This is a genomic window from Sphingomonas sp. OTU376 (assembly GCF_038440415.1).
Classification (GTDB): domain Bacteria; phylum Pseudomonadota; class Alphaproteobacteria; order Sphingomonadales; family Sphingomonadaceae; genus Sphingomonas; species Sphingomonas kyeonggiensis_A.
This window is the reverse complement of record NZ_JASATQ010000007.1, coordinates 46,459-61,913: the sequence shown is the minus strand read 5'-3', so window position 1 is coordinate 61,913 and position 15,455 is coordinate 46,459. Positions and strand designations below refer to the sequence as shown.

Sequence of the window (15,455 nt, the reverse complement as noted above, 5' to 3'; positions counted from 1 at the left end):
CAAAACGAAAAAGGCCGGGCGCTGGGCCCGGCCTTTTCGTCCTGTTCCACGTGGAGCGTGGGACAGCTTACTGGTTCATCGAGTCGAAGAAATCCTCGTTGGTCTTCGAGTCCTTCATCTTGTCGAGCAGGAACTCCATCGCATCGACGGTGCCCATCTGCATGAGGATGCGGCGCAGCACCCACATCTTGGTGAGCTTGGCCTTGTCGACCAGCAGCTCTTCCTTGCGGGTGCCCGACTTGCCGACGTCGAGCGCCGGGAAGATGCGCTTGTCCGCCACCTTGCGGTCGAGGACGATTTCCGAGTTACCGGTGCCCTTGAACTCTTCGAAGATGACTTCGTCCATGCGGCTGCCAGTGTCGATCAGCGCAGTGGCAATGATCGAGAGCGAACCGCCCTCTTCGATGTTGCGCGCGGCGCCGAAGAAGCGCTTCGGGCGCTGCAGGGCGTTGGCGTCGACACCGCCGGTCAGCACCTTGCCCGACGAAGGCACCACGGTGTTGTAGGCGCGGCCGAGACGAGTGATCGAATCGAGCAGGATGACCACATCCTTCTTGTGCTCGACCAGGCGCTTTGCCTTTTCGATAACCATTTCAGAGACTTGCACGTGGCGCTGGGCCGGCTCGTCGAAGGTCGAGGAGATCACCTCGCCCTTCACCGAGCGCTGCATGTCGGTGACTTCCTCGGGGCGCTCGTCGATGAGCAGCACGATCAGGAAGACTTCGGGATGGTTGTCGGTGATCGCCTTGGCGATGTTCTGCAGCATCACCGTCTTGCCGACGCGCGGCGGCGCGACGATCAGCGTGCGCTGGCCCTTGCCCTGCGGCGAGACGATGTCGATGACCCGGGCCGACTTGTCCTTCTGGGTCGGGTCGAGCTGGTCGAGCGTCAGCTTGCTCTCGGGATAGAGCGGGGTGAGGTTGTCGAAGTTGACGCGGTGACGGACCGCGTCGGGATCATCGAAATTGACCGAGACCAGGCGGACCAGGGCGAAATAGCGCTCGCCATCCTTGGGCGCGCGGATTTCGCCTTCCACCGTATCGCCGGTGCGCAGGCCGAACTTGCGGACCTGGTTGGGCGAGACATAGATGTCGTCCGGGCCGGCGAGATAGTTCGCCTCGGGGCTGCGCAGGAAGCCGAAGCCGTCCGGCAGCACCTCGATCGTGCCCAGGCCCAGGATCTGCTCGCCATTCTCGGCCTCGGCCTTGAGGATGCCGAACAGCAGGTCCTGCTTGCGCAGCGTCGAAGCGCTCTCCACGCCGAGCTCCTCGGCCATCGAGACCAGTTCGGCGGGGGCTTTCTTCTTGAGGTCCTTGAGATGCATTGGGAGTCCGGGTGCTTGGATGCTGGGGGGAGCGTCGGTCGGCGGGTAGAGTCGCGCGCGAATAACGATGCTTGGAGGAGGGATGGCCCGGTGACCCGGTCCACAGCGTCGAATTAGGAGTGGCCTACCCCCAAGTCAACCGGTCTCCGCGGTCTGGTATGCGCTTTTGCGGCAAGCGGTAAGTTGCGGCGACAAACCGAAATGGCGCAACTAAATTGCGCCAACGCTCAGAAGGGCTTCACCACCGCGAGGATAGCGATGAGGATCACCGCCAGCGCCGGCACTTCGCCGACCATCCGCAGCGTCCGCGGCGCGATCGCACCCTGCCCCTTCGCCAGCTTCTTCGAATAGCCGACCGCCCAGCCGTGATAGCCGGAAAGCAGGAACACGATCAGCAGCTTGGCATGGAGCCAGCCGAGCCCTGCTCCGCCTTCGAACAGGCCGAGATTGGCGGCGAGCATCAGGCCGAGCAGCCAGACGATCCCGATCGAGGGCGTGAGGATCATTCGACGGAGCAGCGCCTCGCGCTTTTCCCAGGCGACTGCCTCGGGCGTGCCCAGCGCTTCCTGGTGATGGACGAGATAGCGCGGCAGCAGGAACAGGCCGGCCATCCAGAAGATCACGAAGATGATGTGGAACGCCTTGACCCAAAGATACGCCCCACCGAGGAATCCCGCCATCTCTACCCCCTGATCCGCGCCAGCAGCCGCTCGACATGCTCGATTGGCGTGTCCTGCTGGATGCCGTGCCCGAGATTGAACACATGCGGACGAGTTGGGAAGGCCGAAAGGATCCGGTCGACCGCGCGATCGAGCGTATCGCCGCCGGCGATCAGCGCGAGCGGATCGAGATTGCCCTGCACCGGCAGCCCTTCCGGCAGCACGGCGTCGGCCCAGGCCGGATCGACCGTCTCGTCGAGTCCGATCGCATCGACGCCGGTCTCGCGCGCATAGGCGGGCAGCTTGCCACCGGCGCCCTTGGGGAAGCCGATCACCGGTGCCTTGCCCTTCACCGCCGCGGCGATGCGGGCGGTCGGCGCGATCACCCAGCGCTCGAACTGCTCGGGCGAAAGGCTGCCGGCCCAGCTGTCGAACAGTTGTACGGCTTCGACGCCGGCATCGATCTGTGCCGCCAGATAGTCGATCGTGCAGTCGGCGATGCGATCGACCAGCGCCTGCATGAGTCCGGGATCGGCATAAGCGAGTCTGCGCGCCTCGGCCTGCTCGCGACTCCCCTGTCCGGCGATCATATAGGTGGCAACGGTCCAGGGGCTGCCTGCGAAGCCCAGGAAGGTGGTTCGCGGGTCGAGGGCGGCCCATACCTGCCGAACGGTCTCATAGACCGGCTGCAGGGCCTCAGGACGCGATTCAAGGCCATCCAGGATCTGACGGGCCGTCACGGTCGGCGCGAGGCGGGGACCTTCGCCGGTTTCGAACCAGAGTTTCTGGCCCAGCGCCATCGGCACCATCAGGATGTCGGAGAACAGGATCGCGCCGTCCATGCCGAAGCGGCGGATCGGCTGGAGGGTGATCTCGGCCGCAGCTTCAGGGTCGAGCGCGAGTTCGAGGAATCCGCCCTTCTCGGCCCGGAGCGCGCGATATTCGGGCAGATAGCGACCGGCCTGACGCATCAGCCAGACGGGCGGAGTCTCCTGTCGAACACCCTGGAGCGTCTCGAGCAGCGGCTTGGGATGGGAGTCGGTCAGGGCCTCGTTCCTAAAACAATAAAGAATGAATCTAGAGATTGTTGGAGTCTGTTGGCGCGTGAAAGCCGGGGCTTATGCACTCGTCCGCGAGTTGCCAACAGTTTGACTCTGGCGGCCCCTCGGGAGTCCTCGGATTCGCGCACGCCGTCCCCGTTTTCAACAGGCTGTGGATTGGAATCACAAGTTGGGGACGCGGCTGTGGACGAATCACCAGTGGGAGTCATCAAACTGACCCGATTGGTTCATCCGCCGGGTTGCGCTAGTGGCTGTCAGCCATGTTATCCACAGATTCACACCCAGCGGCGCTCCGCGCCTTCCACAAGGGTCACTGATGCGGCTTCACCTCCACCTCCTCTCCGATTCCACCGGCGAGACGCTGGAGAACATCGCCAAGGCGGCACTCGCCCAATATGACGATGTCGAAACGCTCCGCCACTTCTGGCCGATGGTGCGCAGCGAAGCGCATCTCGAGCGGATCCTCCAGGAGATCGCCCAGAATCCGGGGCTGGTGCTCTACACGCTGGTGAACCCGGAAATCCGCCGCACGCTGGAGAGCCGCTGCCGCGCGATGGGCCTGCCGGCGATCGCGCCGCTCGATCCGGTCAACCACGCGCTGTCCAACCTGCTCGGCCAGGAAGCCAAGGCGCGGCCGGGCCGGCAACATACGCTGGATGCCGCCTATTTCGCCCGTGTCGATGCGATCCAGTTCACCATCGCGCACGATGACGGGCTGCTCGCCGAGGATTGGGAAGAGGCGGACATCCTCCTCGCCGGCGTCTCGCGTTCGTCCAAGACGCCGACGTCGATCTACCTGGCGAACCGTGGCTACAAGACCGCTAACATCCCGATCGTGGTGGAATCGCCGCCGCCGCCCGAGCTCTACAAGCTCAAGCATCCGCTGATCGTCGGCCTCACCACCAGCGCCGACCGGCTGATCCAGATCCGTCGCAACCGCCTGCTCTCGCTCAACCAGGCCACCGAGACGAGCTATGTCGAGCAGGATGCGGTGACCCGCGAAGTCGCCTATGCGCGGCGGATGTTCGCCGACAATGGCTGGCCGGTGATCGACGTCACAAGGCGTTCGATCGAGGAAACCGCGGCGGCGATCATCCAGCTGTGCAACGAGCGGACGCTCGAAAAAGGAAAAGCATGAAACTCGTACTCGCTTCGCAAAGCGCCTCGCGCCGCGCGATGCTCAACGATGCCGGCGTGCCGCATGAAGCCGTGACGGCACAGGTCGACGAAGCCTCGGCCAAGGAATCTTTGCTCGCGAGCGGCATCGCGCCGCGCGACCTGGCGGATGCGCTGGCCGAGCTGAAGGCGCTCAAGGTCTCCGGCCTTGTCCCCACGGCGCTGGTACTCGGCGGCGACTCGCTGGTCGCGCTCGACGACGGCTCGCTGCTCGACAAGCCGAAGAGCCGCGAGCAGGCGGCCGACCATCTCCGCCGCATGTCGGGCAAGACGCACGACATCTACAGCGCCGCGGTGATCGCCGAGGGTGGCCGTGCAGTGTGGCGGTTTGTCGATCGCGCCAAGCTCCATGTCCGGCCGCTGTCCGAGGAATTCATCGAGGAATATCTCGATGTCGAATGGCCTGCGATCGCCGGGTGCGTCGGCTGCTTCCGGATCGAGGGGCCGGGCGTCCAGCTGTTCAGCCGCACCGACGGCAGCCAGTTCACCATCCTCGGCATGCCGTTGCTGCCGATCCTTTCCTATCTGCGCACCCGCGGGGTTCTGACGTCATGACTGCATATGCCGAGGTGATCGGCGACCCCATCGCCCAGTCCAAGTCGCCGCTGATCCATGGCTTCTGGCTGGAGCAGCTCGGCATCGAAGCCGAATATCGCCGCGCGCATGTGAAGCCCGAGGAGCTTGCCGGCTATTTCGAGTCGCGGAAGGCGGATCCGGACTGGCGCGGCTGCAACATCACCCTGCCCCATAAGCAGGCGTCGCTCGAGTTCGTCGAGGATCGCGGCGGCGTCCGCGATTCGATCGGCGCGATCAACACGGTGGTCCGCGCCGAGGATGGTGCGCTGATCGGCACCAACACCGATGCCGGCGGCTTCTATGCGCCGATCGCCGGGCTCGATCTCGAGGGCCAGCATGTCGTGGTCATCGGTGCGGGTGGTGCCGCCCGCGCGATCCTGTTCGCGCTGTCGCGTGTCGGCGTCGGCAAGGTCACCTTGCTCAACCGCAACGTGCTGAAGGGCGCGGCCCTGCTCTCCAGCTTCGGGATCAGGGGCGAGGCGCTGCCGCTCACCGCCAAGCTGCCCCCGGCCGCGCTGCTGGTGAATGCCAGTGCGCTCGGCATGGTCGGCCAGCCGCCGCTCGAGATCGACCTGTCGCCGCTGCCCGAGGATGCGGTGGTCTATGACGCGGTCTATGCCCCGCTCGAGACCGAGCTGCTCGCCCAGGCGCGCGACCGCGATCTCGATACGGTCGACGGGCTCGAGATGCTGGTCGGCCAGGCCGCGCTCGCCTTCGAGCTGTTCTTCGGCGCCGAGCCTCCGCGCGACCGCGACGACGAACTGCGCGAGTTGCTGCTGAAATGAGCGATCGTCCGGTCACCCTGGGCCTCACCGGGTCGATCGGCATGGGCAAGTCGACCGTGGCGGCGATGTTCGCGGAAAGCGGCGTGCCGGTGTTCGACGCCGATGCCGAGGTCCACAGGCTCCAGGGCCCGGACGGCGAAGCCGTCGCCGCGATCGAGGCCGAGTTTCCCGACACCACCAGCGAACTCGGGGTGAACCGCACGCTGCTGCGCGAGGCGGTGATGGCCGATCCCACTGCCTTTGCCCGGCTGGAAGCGATCCTCCACCCCGCTGTCGCCGACAAGCGCGAGGCCTTTCTCCAGGCGAATCGCGATGCGCCGCTGGTGGTGCTCGACATACCCTTGCTGTTCGAAGCGGGCGGCTGGCGCCATGTCGACAAGATCGCCGTGGTCTCCGCACCCGCCGAAGTGCAGCGCGAGCGCGTGCTGGCCCGGCCGGGCATGACCGAGGCGCGATTCGAAGCGATCCTCGCCCGCCAGCTGCCCGACTCGGAAAAGCGCGACCGCGCGGACTTCGTCATCCCCACCGGCGGGACGATCGGGGAGACGCGCGCGGTGGTACGTAATGTCATCGCTTGCCTAGCGGGCCGCGCGGGAGGATAAGGCCGCAATGCGTGAAATCGTGTTCGACACCGAAACCACCGGGCTCAGCTTCTCTGGTGGCGACCGGCTGGTCGAGATCGGCTGTGTCGAGCTGGTCAATCGCGTGCTCACCGGGCGCAATTTCCACGTCTATATCAATCCCCAGCGGCCGATGCCGATCGAGGCGTTCAACGTCCACGGCCTGTCGGACGTGTTCCTCTCGGACAAGCCGCTGTTCGAGGATGTGGTCGAGGACATGCTCGAGTTCATCGGCGACAGCCCGATGATCGCGCACAACGCCAATTTCGACTTCGGCTTCATCAATGGCGAGCTGATCCGCAGCGGCCGGCCCATCGTCGACCTCAGCCGCATGGTCGATACGCTGGCGATTGCGCGGGTGAAGCATCCCGGCGCCAAGCATACGCTCGATGCGCTCTGCTCGCGCTATGGCATCGATCTGACCCAGCGCACGCTGCACGGCGCGCTGATCGACGCCTCGCTGCTGGCGCAGGTCTATGTCGAGCTGACCGGCGGCCGGCAGATCACGCTTGGCCTGGCGGTGGACGCGCCGGTGGTCCGCGAGACGGCCGCCGAAGCGCCGACACGGGTACATGTGCGTCCCGCACGACAATTTGCTGCGAGTCCGGCGGAACTCGAACGCCACGCAGCCTTTCTTTCCAAGATGGAGGAGCCGCTCTGGGGCACCGCCCCGACCAGTTGATCCCGGTAGTTGACCGCGGTCAATCGGTCCGGACCCCGCCCCAGCTAGGGTCCTCATAAAAGTGGAGGTGAACGATGGACATTCGGGTTTCTGGGCATCAGGTCGAGACTGGCGCCGCGCTCAAGGAGCAGGTGACCGAACGACTCCAGGGGATCGCCGACAAATATTTCTCGCGCGCCCTCTCCTCCCAGGCGACCTTCGGCAAGGGGCCGCACGATAACGGCTTCACCTGCGACATCGTGATGCACGTGATGCAGGGCCTGGTCCTCAAGGCGACCAACAAGGGCATGGAGGCACATGGCGCGTTCGACGGCGCGGCCGACCGGATCGACAAGCAGCTTCGCCGCTATACCCGCCGGCTCAAGGATCGGCAGAATGGCGTGGTCAACGCCTTCGCCGAGAATGGCGCCTATGACAACGGATCCTATGACAACAATGCCGGCTACACGCTGTTCCAGGAAAGCGTGGATGAGGACGAGGCGTCGGATGCGCCGCTGATCATCGCGGAGACCCGCGTCGATGTGCCGGATGCCACCGTTTCGGACGCAGTTATGATGCTCGACCTGCGGAATACCAACGCGCTGCTGTTCAAAAACAGCGCGACGGGCGCCCATAACATGGTGTATCGGCGCGGCGACGGGACGATCGGATGGGTGGAACCCAATCGCGCCGCCTGAGTATTAGGCAGGCCCCGGGGGGCGGACCTCAACTGGAATTTCGATGACGACGATCAGTGATTTGCTCGTGCCGGAGGCAGTGCTCTCCGGCGTGAGTGTTGCCAGCAAGAAGGCGCTGTTCGCGGCGCTGGGGGCCGCGGCGGCCGAGGCTTACGGCCTCGACGCCCGCGGTGTGGCCGAAACGCTTTCCGAGCGCGAGAAGCTCGGTTCGACCGGTTTTGGCGCCGGTATCGCCATCCCGCACGGCAAGCTCGAATCCATCCGCCGCGTCTGCGGCATATTCGTCCGGCTCGACAAACCCGTCGATTTCGGCGCGGTGGACGAACTGCCGGTCGACCTGGTGTTCATGCTGCTCTCGCCGGTCGGCGCGGGTGCCGAGCATCTCAAGGCGCTGGCCTGTGTCTCGCGGCTGCTGCGCGACAAGACCATCGCCGCCAAGCTGCGCGGCGCGGGCTCGCGCGATGCGCTCTATGCCCTGCTCGCTGGCGTGGAGACGCGTGACGCAGCCTGAGTCTCCCACGGGGGCGGAGGCGCATTTCCGTGCGCTCGAATCCCTTTATGCCGCGGCGCCGATCAACCGGCTGTTCGAGTCCGTGCTCGAGATCCCGGAACCCGGCGTCGCGCGCATCCGCTTCAATATCGACGAACGCTATTTCCACGCCGCCGGCGCGGCGCATGGCACGAGCTATTTCAAGATGCTCGATGACGCCGCCTTTTACGCGGTGAACAGCCTGGTCACCGATCGCTTCGTGCTGACCACCCAGTTCAACCTGCTGCTCACCAAGCCTCTGGGGCCTGGCCCCGTGGTGGCGGAGGGGCGCTGGGTTAGCGGGCAGCGTCGCGTGTTCGTGGGCGAGGCGCGGCTGATCGATGCGACCGGCGAGGAAGCGGCACGCGGCACCGGCACGTTCATGCGCTCGCGTATCCCGCTCGCCACGCTTCCCGGCTACGCGCAGGGCTGATGGCGCGGCTCGCCACCGGCGTGCTGGTCAACGCGCTGATCCGCCGTGCCGAGGGTGCCGGCGGCAGCGCGATGGTGCTGGCCAAGGGGGACGCGACGGCCGGAGCGGTGCTGTTGCTGCTGGTCGAACGCGGCGCCAATCCGCGCTTCTTCGAGCGTGGCCTTGGTCCTGATGGGGGCGCCGCCCTAATTCGCTCGGGACCCCAGTTATTTGCCGACGACGGCGAAGTCACCGCCTATTGGCAGCGGCGTCGAGCGCGCGATTCAGATCTTTGGGTGATTGAACTGGATATCGCAGACGGCGAACGGTTCGCCGCTGAAACGATGACATTGAATTGACATAAGCCTCGCGCGCGGCGAAAGGGCCGACCACTTTCAATCGCGTTGTGCCTGCCGGGGTGTGAAGTCGGTCGGTTACGCAGTCGGGGGGGAAGCCCGGCGGCCCATATGAGAAACAGGGCCGGCCGCGCACCAACCGCACAGTAACGAACCCTAATGAAGTTCATCCATCGCGCCGCGGGTTTCGCGGCCGTGACTTTTTGCGCTGGCGCACTTGCGAATGCCGCCACGCTCGACGTGACCAACACCGTGCAGGATGCGCCGGTTCATCAGGTCAACGTCCAGAACCTCCAGCAGGTTCCCGCGCCGGCCCCCCAGGCCGCGCCGACTCCGGTCCAGGAAAAGACGGAAATCGTCCAGCCGATCCCCAATGTGGATGCGGACGAAGATTTCGCTTCGCTGTCTGATGCCGTGGCTGCGCAGGATGCGCCCGCGTCGCTCGACCGCGAACTCAACTGCCTTGCCGTCAGCATCTATTACGAAGCCAAGGGCGAGCCCCTTTCGGGCCAGCTCGCGGTTGCCGATGTGATCCTCAACCGCACCGAGTCGGGCCGTTTCCCCACTTCGGTGTGCGGCGTCGTCACCCAGCGCGGCCAGTTCTCCTTCGTGCGCGGCGGCAAGCTGCCGACCCCGCCGTCGAACGGCCAGTGGAAGAAGGCGCTCGCGGTCGCCCAGGTCGCAATGAAGGACCAGTGGGATTCGCCGGTGCCGGAAGCGCTGTATTTCCATGCCCGCTACGTGAAGCCGAGCTGGAAGCGCGCCCGTGTCGGCTCGGTCGGCAACCATGTTTTCTATCGTTGAGCCGAGTCGCGGGGTTCCCCGCGTTCGCTTAATGTTCTAAACGGCCGGGGATGACCTCCCCGGCCGTTTCGCTTTCGGAAGACCCGCTGCCAGATGGCCCCCTGATCGCCGCCGATGTGGCGCGCGGGGTAACGCGCCTGCTGCTGCGCCATGATTGCGTCGCGCTGGCCGAAGTGCCGCTCGAGGGCGGCCGTCGCGCCGATCTGGTGGCGATCGATTCCCGCGGCAACATCGTCATCGTCGAGATCAAGGTCTCGCGCGCCGATCTGCTCGGTGACGGCAAATGGACCGATTATCTCGCGCATTGCGACCGTTTCTTCTGGGCGGTGCCGGAAGGCTTCGACCTGCGGCCCTTCGAGCAGGAAGGCTTCCTGCCGGCGCGCGCCGGGCTGATCGTCGCCGATCGCTATGATGCGGCGGTGATGCGTGAAGCGGCGACGGTGCCGCTGCCGGCACCCACCCGCAAGAAGACTACGCTCGCCTTCGCCCGCCGCGCCGCGCGCCGGGTGATCCAGATGCTGGATCCCGATGCGGAGGCGGCGTTCTAGGCCTGTTGGAAGAATAGGATCCCGCGCGCGCAATAGGGCTGCTTGGGGCGCGCTTCCGGCCGGTGCCGGGCCGTCCAAAGGCGCGCACAAACCCGCTCTTGGCCTGTACTTCGTGTACTTTGGCGCCCGGCCGCAGCTTCGATGTTCGAGGGGGGAAGCCGGGAAGGGCCCGGCTTCCGTGCCGGGGCTTAGAGCTTCGGGCCTGCCGGCGCGGCAGCGCCGCTGCTCTTGCCGCCCTTGGGTGCTTCGTTGAGCAGCTTGGCGATCTGCGGGTAGCGGGTCTCGTCATGGGCATAGTCGCGGGCGGACTTGCCGGTGACATTGTCGGTGCGGTCCGGATTGGCGCCGGCATCGAGCAGCTGGCGGACCACGTCGATGTCATGGACCTGCACGGCGCGGATCAGCGGGGTCTCGCCGCTGCTGTTCGCCATGTTCACATTGGCGCCGTACTTGATCAGGATCTGCACGCCCTCGCCCCAGCCCCGCTCGGCGGCGATGATCAGCGCGGTGTTGCCGCGGCCGTCCGGCAGGTTGGCGTTGATATCGTCCTGCTGGAGCAGCACGCGCAGATAGGTCGCGTCATTGCGCTTGGTCACGATGTGCAGCGCGCCCTCGCCGGTCGTGCGATCCTTCGCGTTGACGATGCGGAGCGACTTGTTCTCGAGATACTTGTTCACCTTGGCGCCGTCCGTCTCGCGGATGGCGTTGAGGAAGTTGTAGCTGTCCGAGAATTGCTGGGCCGATGCCGGCACGGCGGCGAGCATCAGCAGGGCGGCGCCGGCGGCGCCCATTACGCGTACGATCATGTGTTTGCCCAAACCCCATAGCGGCAGTGCTTGCAAGCCCCGAACTATCAGATCATGGCTGGCGATACCATGAGCAGGATATTTCAGGCCTTTGCGCCTTTGCTACTGATCGTCTCAGGCTGCAGCGGCGGCGCGGCCGATGAGCCCCCGCTGGCCGGGGCGCGGATCGGCGGGCCGTTCGCGCTCACCGATCCCGCGGGCAAGACGGTTCGCGACGGCGATTTCGCCGGCAAATATCGCATCGTCTATTTCGGGTACACCTGGTGCCCGGACATCTGCCCGAACGACATGCTCAAGATCGGCCAGGCGATGAAGACGCTCGACAAGCAGGCGCCGGACAAGGCGAAGGCGATCGTGCCGATCTTCATCACCGTCGATCCCGAGCGCGACACGCCCAAGGTGGTCGGCGAGTTCGTCCGCAATTTCGACGACCGGATCGTCGGGCTCACCGGCACTCCGGCGGCGATCCAGGCGGTTACCAGGCAATATGCGGTCTATGCCAAGAAGGAAGCACCCGGTCCGGGCGGCGCCTATCTGGTAGGACACAGCCAGATTGCCTATCTGATGGACCGGGACGGCAAGCCAATCACGTCGCTGCCGATCGAGAAGGATGCTCCGGCCCTTGTGGCGGAGCTCGAACACTGGGTGAAATGACCGGGAAATTCTGGGAAGACCTGCCGCTGGAAAAGCTCGACCGTGCGCAATGGGAAGCCCTTTGCGACGGCTGCGGCAAATGCTGCATCCACAAGCTGGAGGATGAGGAGACGGGTGAGCTGCACGCCACCAACGTCGCCTGCCGCCTGCTCGATCGGCGGATGGGGCGCTGTTCGGACTACAAGCACCGCCACGCCTATGTCCCCGAATGCGTGCGGCTGACGGTGCGCAACGTGCCCGAGATCGAGTGGCTTCCCTCCACCTGTGCCTATCGCCTGCGCAGCGAGGGCAAGCCGCTGCCCGACTGGCACTATCTCGTGAGCGGCGATCCCGAAGCCGTCCACAAGGCCGGTGAATCGACTCGCGGCTGGACGGTCAGCGAGGACGACGTGATCGACTTCGAGCATCACCTGGTGGACCGCGAGCTTTGAGCGACCCCGAGATCGAGGTGGTCCGCAACGCCCGCTCGCGGCGGATGCGGCTCTCGGTCGATCCGCGCAGTGGCCGGATAAAGCTCACTTTGCCGCCACGCGCTTCGCTCAAGAAGGCGATGGACTGGGCGCGTGAGCATCAGGGCTGGATTGCGGCGCAGCAGGCCAAGATGCCCGAGGCACGGCCGTTCGAGCCGGGCGCGCGGATTCCGATCGGCGATGCCGAAGTGGAGATCGTCTGGCCCGCGACCGGTGCCGGCCGCACCCCGCGCCTGATCGGCGACCAGCTGCTCTGCGGTGGCCCGCGCGAGGGGTTGGAGAAGCGCATCGAGCGCTGGCTCCGCCAGGCGGCGCTCGATCTGCTGAGCGAGGAAACCGCCGAATATGCCGAGCGTGCCGGGGTGACGGTCACCAAGGTATCGATCGGCGATCCGCGCGGCCGCTGGGGCAGCTGCGCTTCGTCGGGCCAGATTCGCTACAGCTGGCGGCTGCTGCTCGCCCCGAGTTTCGTCCGCCGCTCCACGGTGGCGCATGAAGTGGCGCACCGCATCCATATGAACCACTCGCCAGCGTTTCACCGGGTGGTGGCCGAGCTCTACGAGGGCGATCCCGAGCGGGCCCGGGCCTGGCTCAAGCGCAACGGTGCCGGGCTGCACTGGTACGGGCGGTAATTTCCCCTCCCTTTCCGGGAGGGGGCTCACAAAGTGTTATTGCTGTTCGCCGCGAGGCGCCGCGTCCCGCGGCTGGGGCGCCTGCTGGCGCGGCGCGTCGCGCGGTGTGTCCCGGGGATCGCGCTGTGGCTGCGCAGGCGCCGAGGGACGGCGGCCGGTCATCCGGTCGATCCAGTCCTGGTCGAGCTGCTCGTCGCCCTGGCCGCCCTGCTGGCCGGGAATCGGCTGGACCTGTTCGGTGCCGTCGCCGCGCGGCTGCTGGTCTTCGGGCACCGGATTGCCGTCCTCATCGACGAACACGCCATTGTCGGGCTCGCCATAGGCGGCGTTCTCTTCGTCGAGCTGGTACTCGGGCAGGGTCACCTGGGTGTCGAACTGCTCGACCGGGCGCTTGGCCACGGCCTTGATCATGAAGTCATGGAAGGCACGCGCCGGGGCGGTGCCGCCCTGCAGGCCGGGGACGACCCTGGCATCGTCGCGGCCCATCCAAACGCCCGTGGTAAGGCCCGAGGAGAAGCCGACGAACCAGCCGTCCTTGTTCGAAGTGGTGGTGCCGGTCTTGCCTGCGACCGGGCGGCCGATCTGCGCGGCGCGCCCGGTGCCGGTGGCGACCGCGGTCTGCATCAGGTCGGTCATTTGCGCCGCGACATAAGGCGCGACGAGCACATGGCTGGTGTCCACCTCGTGCTGGTAGATCACCGCGCCGTTCGCAGTCACTCGAGTGATGCCATAGGGCGTCACCGCCACGCCCTTGTTCGCCACCGAGGCGAAGGCGCGGGTCATGTCGATCAGGCGCACGTCCGAAGTGCCGAGCACCATCGCCGGATGCGTGTCCACCGGCGTGGTGATGCCGAAGCGGCGCGCCATGTCGGCGATCGCGCCGAAGCCGACCTCCTGGCCGAGCTTCGCCGCGATCGTATTGACCGAATAGGCGAAGGCGGTGCGGATGTTCATCTCGCCGCGGAACGCGCCCGAGCTGTTGCGGGGGCTCCAGCCATTGATCGTCACCGGCTCGTCGACCACCAGGTCGTCGGGCTTGTGGCCCGATTCCAGCGCGGCGAGATAGACGAACAGCTTGAACGCCGAGCCCGGCTGGCGCGTCGCCTGGGTCGCGCGGTTGTAGATCGAGGCGACATAGTCCTTGCCGCCGACCATTGCGCGGACGGCGCCGTCGCGGTCGAGGCTGACCAGCGCACCCTGCGCGTTCTTCGGGGCATTGGCGCGGATCGCGTCATCGGCGGCGCGCTGCATGCCCAGGTCGAGCGTGGTCCACACCTCGAGCGGCGCTTCGGTCTCGTCGATCAGCACTTCGAGCTGCGGCAGCGCCCAGTCGGTGAAGTAGCGTACGCTGTTCTGCTTGGGTTCGGGCGCAAGTGCCACGGTGCGCGGATCGGTGCCCTTGGCCTGCGCCTCGGTGATCTTGCCGGTCTCGGCCATCAGGTCGAGCACTACGCTGGCGCGGCCGATCGCAGCGTCGGCGTCGGCGGTGGGCGAATAATGCGACGGCGCCTTGACCAGGCCGGCGATCACCGCCGCCTCGGCCAGGCTCAGATTCGTCGCCGGATGGCCGAAGAACTTCCGGCTCGCCGCGTCGATCCCATAGGCGCCGCCGCCGAAATAGACCTTGTTGAGATAGAGCTCGAGAATCTCGTTCTTGGTGAACTTGCGCTCCATCGACAGCGCGATGATGCCTTCGCGCACCTTGCGGCCGAGATCATACTTGTTCGACAGGAAGATGGTGCGTGCCACCTGCTGGGTGATGGTCGAGCCGCCCTGGAGGCGCCGGCCTTCGTCATGCAGCTGCTTGGCGCGCCAGAACATGCGGGCGACACCGACCGGATCGACGCCCCAGTGCGATTCGAAGCGGCGATCCTCGGTGGCGATGATCGCGTCCTTCATCACCTGCGGGATCTGGTCGTACTTGATCCACTCGCCATAGCTCGGCCCGAGCGAGACCAGCACGGTGCCGTCCGCGGCATGGACGCGGATCATCTGGCCGTTCGGCGACGACTTGAGTTCGTCGAAGCTCGGCAGCGTCGACTTGGTCGAATAGACTGCGATCAGCAGCGCGATGAATGCAAGCAGCGCCAGGCTGCCCCCGCTGATCAGAGTCCAGAAGGCAAGGCGCTTCCAGAAGGCAAGGTCACGCCATTTGGGCGTGCGGATCACGGCTGGCAGGTTTTTCGATGGCATCGGGGGAGTGCGATTAAGCCCTATTCGGCCCGCTCACAAGGATCAGGCGCTCAAGCCCGGTCGCTAGCGGCATTGTGGTTGCCACCACGTGAACGAAAATCGAGGCTGGCCGAGTTGATGCAGTAGCGCAGGCCGGTCGGCGGCGGCCCGTCGGGAAAGACATGGCCCTGATGCCCGTCGCAACGGGCGCAGCGCAGTTCGACGCGGCGCATGCCATGGCTGACATCGGCATGCTCGGTGACGTTCTCCGAATCGAGCGGCCGGGTGAAGCTGGGCCAGCCCGATCCCGAATCATATTTGTCGGCGCTGTCGAACAACTCGAGCTTGCAGCCGGCACAGAGATACAGGCCATCGGCCTTGTTGTCGGTAAAGCGGCCGGAAAAGGCGGGTTCGGTCCCGGCCTCTCGCAGCACGTGAAACTGTTCCGGGTTGAGGCGCTTGCGCCATTCGGACTCGGGGAGGTTCAGATGCTCCATGGACACAAGCATGTG

The 15,455-nt window shown here is 65.9% G+C and carries 20 protein-coding genes; 14 read left to right on the top strand and 6 right to left on the bottom strand.

The genetic code is table 11. The features are described 5' to 3' along the window. Positions 1 to 67 precede the first annotated feature (67 nt). The 3 genes from rho to hemE form a co-directional block, all read right to left on the bottom strand. Entirely contained in the window at positions 68 to 1,324 is a 1,257-nt protein-coding gene (rho, locus tag AAHM44_RS04960; protein WP_184163328.1) for a transcription termination factor Rho, read from the bottom strand. Between the two features lie 227 nt (positions 1,325 to 1,551). Then, positions 1,552 to 2,004, bottom strand: coding sequence for a CopD family protein (locus AAHM44_RS04955; RefSeq protein WP_342249254.1), 453 nt, complete (start codon positions 2,002 to 2,004; stop codon positions 1,552 to 1,554). Positions 2,005 to 2,006: 2 nt separating this feature from the next. Continuing rightward, on the bottom strand, positions 2,007 to 3,056 hold the full coding sequence (hemE, locus tag AAHM44_RS04950) for a uroporphyrinogen decarboxylase (protein WP_446745957.1): 1,050 nt from the start codon (positions 3,054 to 3,056) through the stop codon (positions 2,007 to 2,009). A gap of 301 nt (positions 3,057 to 3,357) precedes the next feature. Between hemE and AAHM44_RS04945 the strand changes: the two genes are divergently transcribed. The 11 genes from AAHM44_RS04945 (at position 3,358) to AAHM44_RS04895 (ending at position 10,209) form a co-directional block, all read left to right on the top strand. Further along, positions 3,358 to 4,182: a pyruvate, water dikinase regulatory protein gene (locus tag AAHM44_RS04945; RefSeq protein ID WP_269576529.1), complete on the top strand. Its 825-nt coding sequence runs from the start codon at positions 3,358 to 3,360 to the stop codon at positions 4,180 to 4,182. Positions 4,183 to 4,220: 38 nt separating this feature from the next. Then, positions 4,221 to 4,775 (top strand): Maf family protein, encoded by a 555-nt coding sequence (locus tag AAHM44_RS04940; protein ID WP_446745956.1) that lies wholly within the window; start codon positions 4,221 to 4,223, stop codon positions 4,773 to 4,775. Then, a complete protein-coding gene (aroE, locus tag AAHM44_RS04935) occupies positions 4,772 to 5,581 on the top strand; it encodes a shikimate dehydrogenase (RefSeq protein WP_342249252.1) in 810 nt (269 codons plus the stop codon). The genes AAHM44_RS04940 and aroE overlap by 4 nt, the downstream gene beginning before the upstream one ends. Then, positions 5,578 to 6,183, top strand: coding sequence for a dephospho-CoA kinase (coaE, locus tag AAHM44_RS04930; protein ID WP_342249251.1), 606 nt, complete (start codon positions 5,578 to 5,580; stop codon positions 6,181 to 6,183). Before aroE ends, coaE begins: the two co-directional genes overlap by 4 nt. Positions 6,184 to 6,190: 7 nt before the next feature. Beyond that, a complete protein-coding gene (gene dnaQ / locus AAHM44_RS04925) occupies positions 6,191 to 6,883 on the top strand; it encodes a DNA polymerase III subunit epsilon (protein ID WP_269573333.1) in 693 nt (230 codons plus the stop codon). Positions 6,884 to 6,957: 74 nt separating this feature from the next. Next, complete coding sequence (hpf, locus tag AAHM44_RS04920; RefSeq protein WP_184163307.1) at positions 6,958 to 7,560, top strand: ribosome hibernation-promoting factor, HPF/YfiA family; 603 nt, start codon at positions 6,958 to 6,960, stop codon at positions 7,558 to 7,560. A gap of 43 nt (positions 7,561 to 7,603) precedes the next feature. Beyond that, the gene (locus AAHM44_RS04915) at positions 7,604 to 8,071 is read left to right on the top strand and encodes a PTS sugar transporter subunit IIA (protein WP_184163303.1); all 468 of its coding nucleotides are present in this window, start codon (positions 7,604 to 7,606) and stop codon (positions 8,069 to 8,071) included. Then, positions 8,031 to 8,522: a PaaI family thioesterase gene (locus AAHM44_RS04910; protein ID WP_269576531.1), complete on the top strand. Its 492-nt coding sequence runs from the start codon at positions 8,031 to 8,033 to the stop codon at positions 8,520 to 8,522. Before AAHM44_RS04915 ends, AAHM44_RS04910 begins: the two co-directional genes overlap by 41 nt. Beyond that, entirely contained in the window at positions 8,522 to 8,860 is a 339-nt protein-coding gene (locus AAHM44_RS04905) for a DUF1491 family protein (RefSeq protein WP_446745953.1), read from the top strand. The genes AAHM44_RS04910 and AAHM44_RS04905 overlap by 1 nt, the downstream gene beginning before the upstream one ends. A 192-nt stretch (positions 8,861 to 9,052) precedes the next feature. Further along, the gene (locus AAHM44_RS04900; RefSeq protein WP_269573334.1) at positions 9,053 to 9,661 is read left to right on the top strand and encodes a cell wall hydrolase; all 609 of its coding nucleotides are present in this window, start codon (positions 9,053 to 9,055) and stop codon (positions 9,659 to 9,661) included. A gap of 50 nt (positions 9,662 to 9,711) precedes the next feature. Next, a complete protein-coding gene (locus tag AAHM44_RS04895) occupies positions 9,712 to 10,209 on the top strand; it encodes an MmcB family DNA repair protein (protein WP_342249250.1) in 498 nt (165 codons plus the stop codon). 188 nt (positions 10,210 to 10,397) lie between these two features. On the opposite strand, the gene AAHM44_RS04890 is transcribed toward AAHM44_RS04895, so the two are convergent. Next, a complete protein-coding gene (locus AAHM44_RS04890) occupies positions 10,398 to 11,015 on the bottom strand; it encodes an ankyrin repeat domain-containing protein (RefSeq protein WP_269573336.1) in 618 nt (205 codons plus the stop codon). Positions 11,016 to 11,084: 69 nt separating this feature from the next. Between AAHM44_RS04890 and AAHM44_RS04885 the strand changes: the two genes are divergently transcribed. The 3 genes from AAHM44_RS04885 to AAHM44_RS04875 are packed head-to-tail and all read left to right on the top strand — an operon-like array spanning position 11,085 to position 12,771. Beyond that, positions 11,085 to 11,669, top strand: a complete 585-nt coding sequence (locus AAHM44_RS04885; protein WP_269573337.1) for an SCO family protein — start codon at positions 11,085 to 11,087, stop codon at positions 11,667 to 11,669. Continuing rightward, positions 11,666 to 12,100 (top strand): YcgN family cysteine cluster protein, encoded by a 435-nt coding sequence (locus AAHM44_RS04880; RefSeq protein WP_184163288.1) that lies wholly within the window; start codon positions 11,666 to 11,668, stop codon positions 12,098 to 12,100. The genes AAHM44_RS04885 and AAHM44_RS04880 overlap by 4 nt, the downstream gene beginning before the upstream one ends. A gap of 44 nt (positions 12,101 to 12,144) precedes the next feature. Beyond that, positions 12,145 to 12,771 carry a M48 family metallopeptidase gene (locus AAHM44_RS04875; protein ID WP_446745955.1) on the top strand — a complete coding sequence of 209 codons (627 nt, stop codon included), beginning with the start codon at positions 12,145 to 12,147 and terminating at the stop codon, positions 12,769 to 12,771. Positions 12,772 to 12,807: 36 nt separating this feature from the next. Here the strand turns inward: AAHM44_RS04875 and AAHM44_RS04870 are convergent, their stop codons facing one another. Together AAHM44_RS04870 and msrB are read right to left on the bottom strand one after the other, a co-directional pair. After that, a complete protein-coding gene (locus tag AAHM44_RS04870; protein ID WP_269573339.1) occupies positions 12,808 to 14,964 on the bottom strand; it encodes a transglycosylase domain-containing protein in 2,157 nt (718 codons plus the stop codon). A 50-nt stretch (positions 14,965 to 15,014) separates the two neighbouring features. Then, positions 15,015 to 15,440, bottom strand: coding sequence for a peptide-methionine (R)-S-oxide reductase MsrB (gene msrB / locus AAHM44_RS04865; protein ID WP_184163282.1), 426 nt, complete (start codon positions 15,438 to 15,440; stop codon positions 15,015 to 15,017). Between the last annotated feature and the right edge of the window lie 15 nt (positions 15,441 to 15,455).

Bases quoted from the DNA above. Each gene is read 5' to 3' on its own strand.
- rho (WP_184163328.1), bottom strand. From the start codon at position 1,324: ATGCATCTCAAGGACCTCAAGAAGAAAGCCCCCGCCGAACTGGTCTCG.
- AAHM44_RS04955 (WP_342249254.1), bottom strand. From the start codon at position 2,004: ATGGCGGGATTCCTCGGTGGGGCGTATCTTTGGGTCAAGGCGTTCCAC.
- AAHM44_RS04940 (WP_446745956.1), top strand. From the start codon at position 4,221: ATGCTCAACGATGCCGGCGTGCCGCATGAAGCCGTGACGGCACAGGTC.
- aroE (WP_342249252.1), top strand. From the start codon at position 4,772: ATGACTGCATATGCCGAGGTGATCGGCGACCCCATCGCCCAGTCCAAG.
- coaE (WP_342249251.1), top strand. From the start codon at position 5,578: ATGAGCGATCGTCCGGTCACCCTGGGCCTCACCGGGTCGATCGGCATG.
- dnaQ (WP_269573333.1), top strand. From the start codon at position 6,191: ATGCGTGAAATCGTGTTCGACACCGAAACCACCGGGCTCAGCTTCTCT.
- hpf (WP_184163307.1), top strand. From the start codon at position 6,958: ATGGACATTCGGGTTTCTGGGCATCAGGTCGAGACTGGCGCCGCGCTC.
- AAHM44_RS04915 (WP_184163303.1), top strand. From the start codon at position 7,604: ATGACGACGATCAGTGATTTGCTCGTGCCGGAGGCAGTGCTCTCCGGC.
- AAHM44_RS04910 (WP_269576531.1), top strand. From the start codon at position 8,031: ATGCCCTGCTCGCTGGCGTGGAGACGCGTGACGCAGCCTGAGTCTCCC.
- AAHM44_RS04905 (WP_446745953.1), top strand. From the start codon at position 8,522: ATGGCGCGGCTCGCCACCGGCGTGCTGGTCAACGCGCTGATCCGCCGT.
- AAHM44_RS04895 (WP_342249250.1), top strand. From the start codon at position 9,712: ATGACCTCCCCGGCCGTTTCGCTTTCGGAAGACCCGCTGCCAGATGGC.
- AAHM44_RS04890 (WP_269573336.1), bottom strand. From the start codon at position 11,015: ATGATCGTACGCGTAATGGGCGCCGCCGGCGCCGCCCTGCTGATGCTC.
- AAHM44_RS04885 (WP_269573337.1), top strand. From the start codon at position 11,085: ATGAGCAGGATATTTCAGGCCTTTGCGCCTTTGCTACTGATCGTCTCA.
- AAHM44_RS04880 (WP_184163288.1), top strand. From the start codon at position 11,666: ATGACCGGGAAATTCTGGGAAGACCTGCCGCTGGAAAAGCTCGACCGT.
- AAHM44_RS04875 (WP_446745955.1), top strand. From the start codon at position 12,145: ATGCGGCTCTCGGTCGATCCGCGCAGTGGCCGGATAAAGCTCACTTTG.
- AAHM44_RS04870 (WP_269573339.1), bottom strand. From the start codon at position 14,964: ATGCCATCGAAAAACCTGCCAGCCGTGATCCGCACGCCCAAATGGCGT.
- msrB (WP_184163282.1), bottom strand. From the start codon at position 15,440: ATGGAGCATCTGAACCTCCCCGAGTCCGAATGGCGCAAGCGCCTCAAC.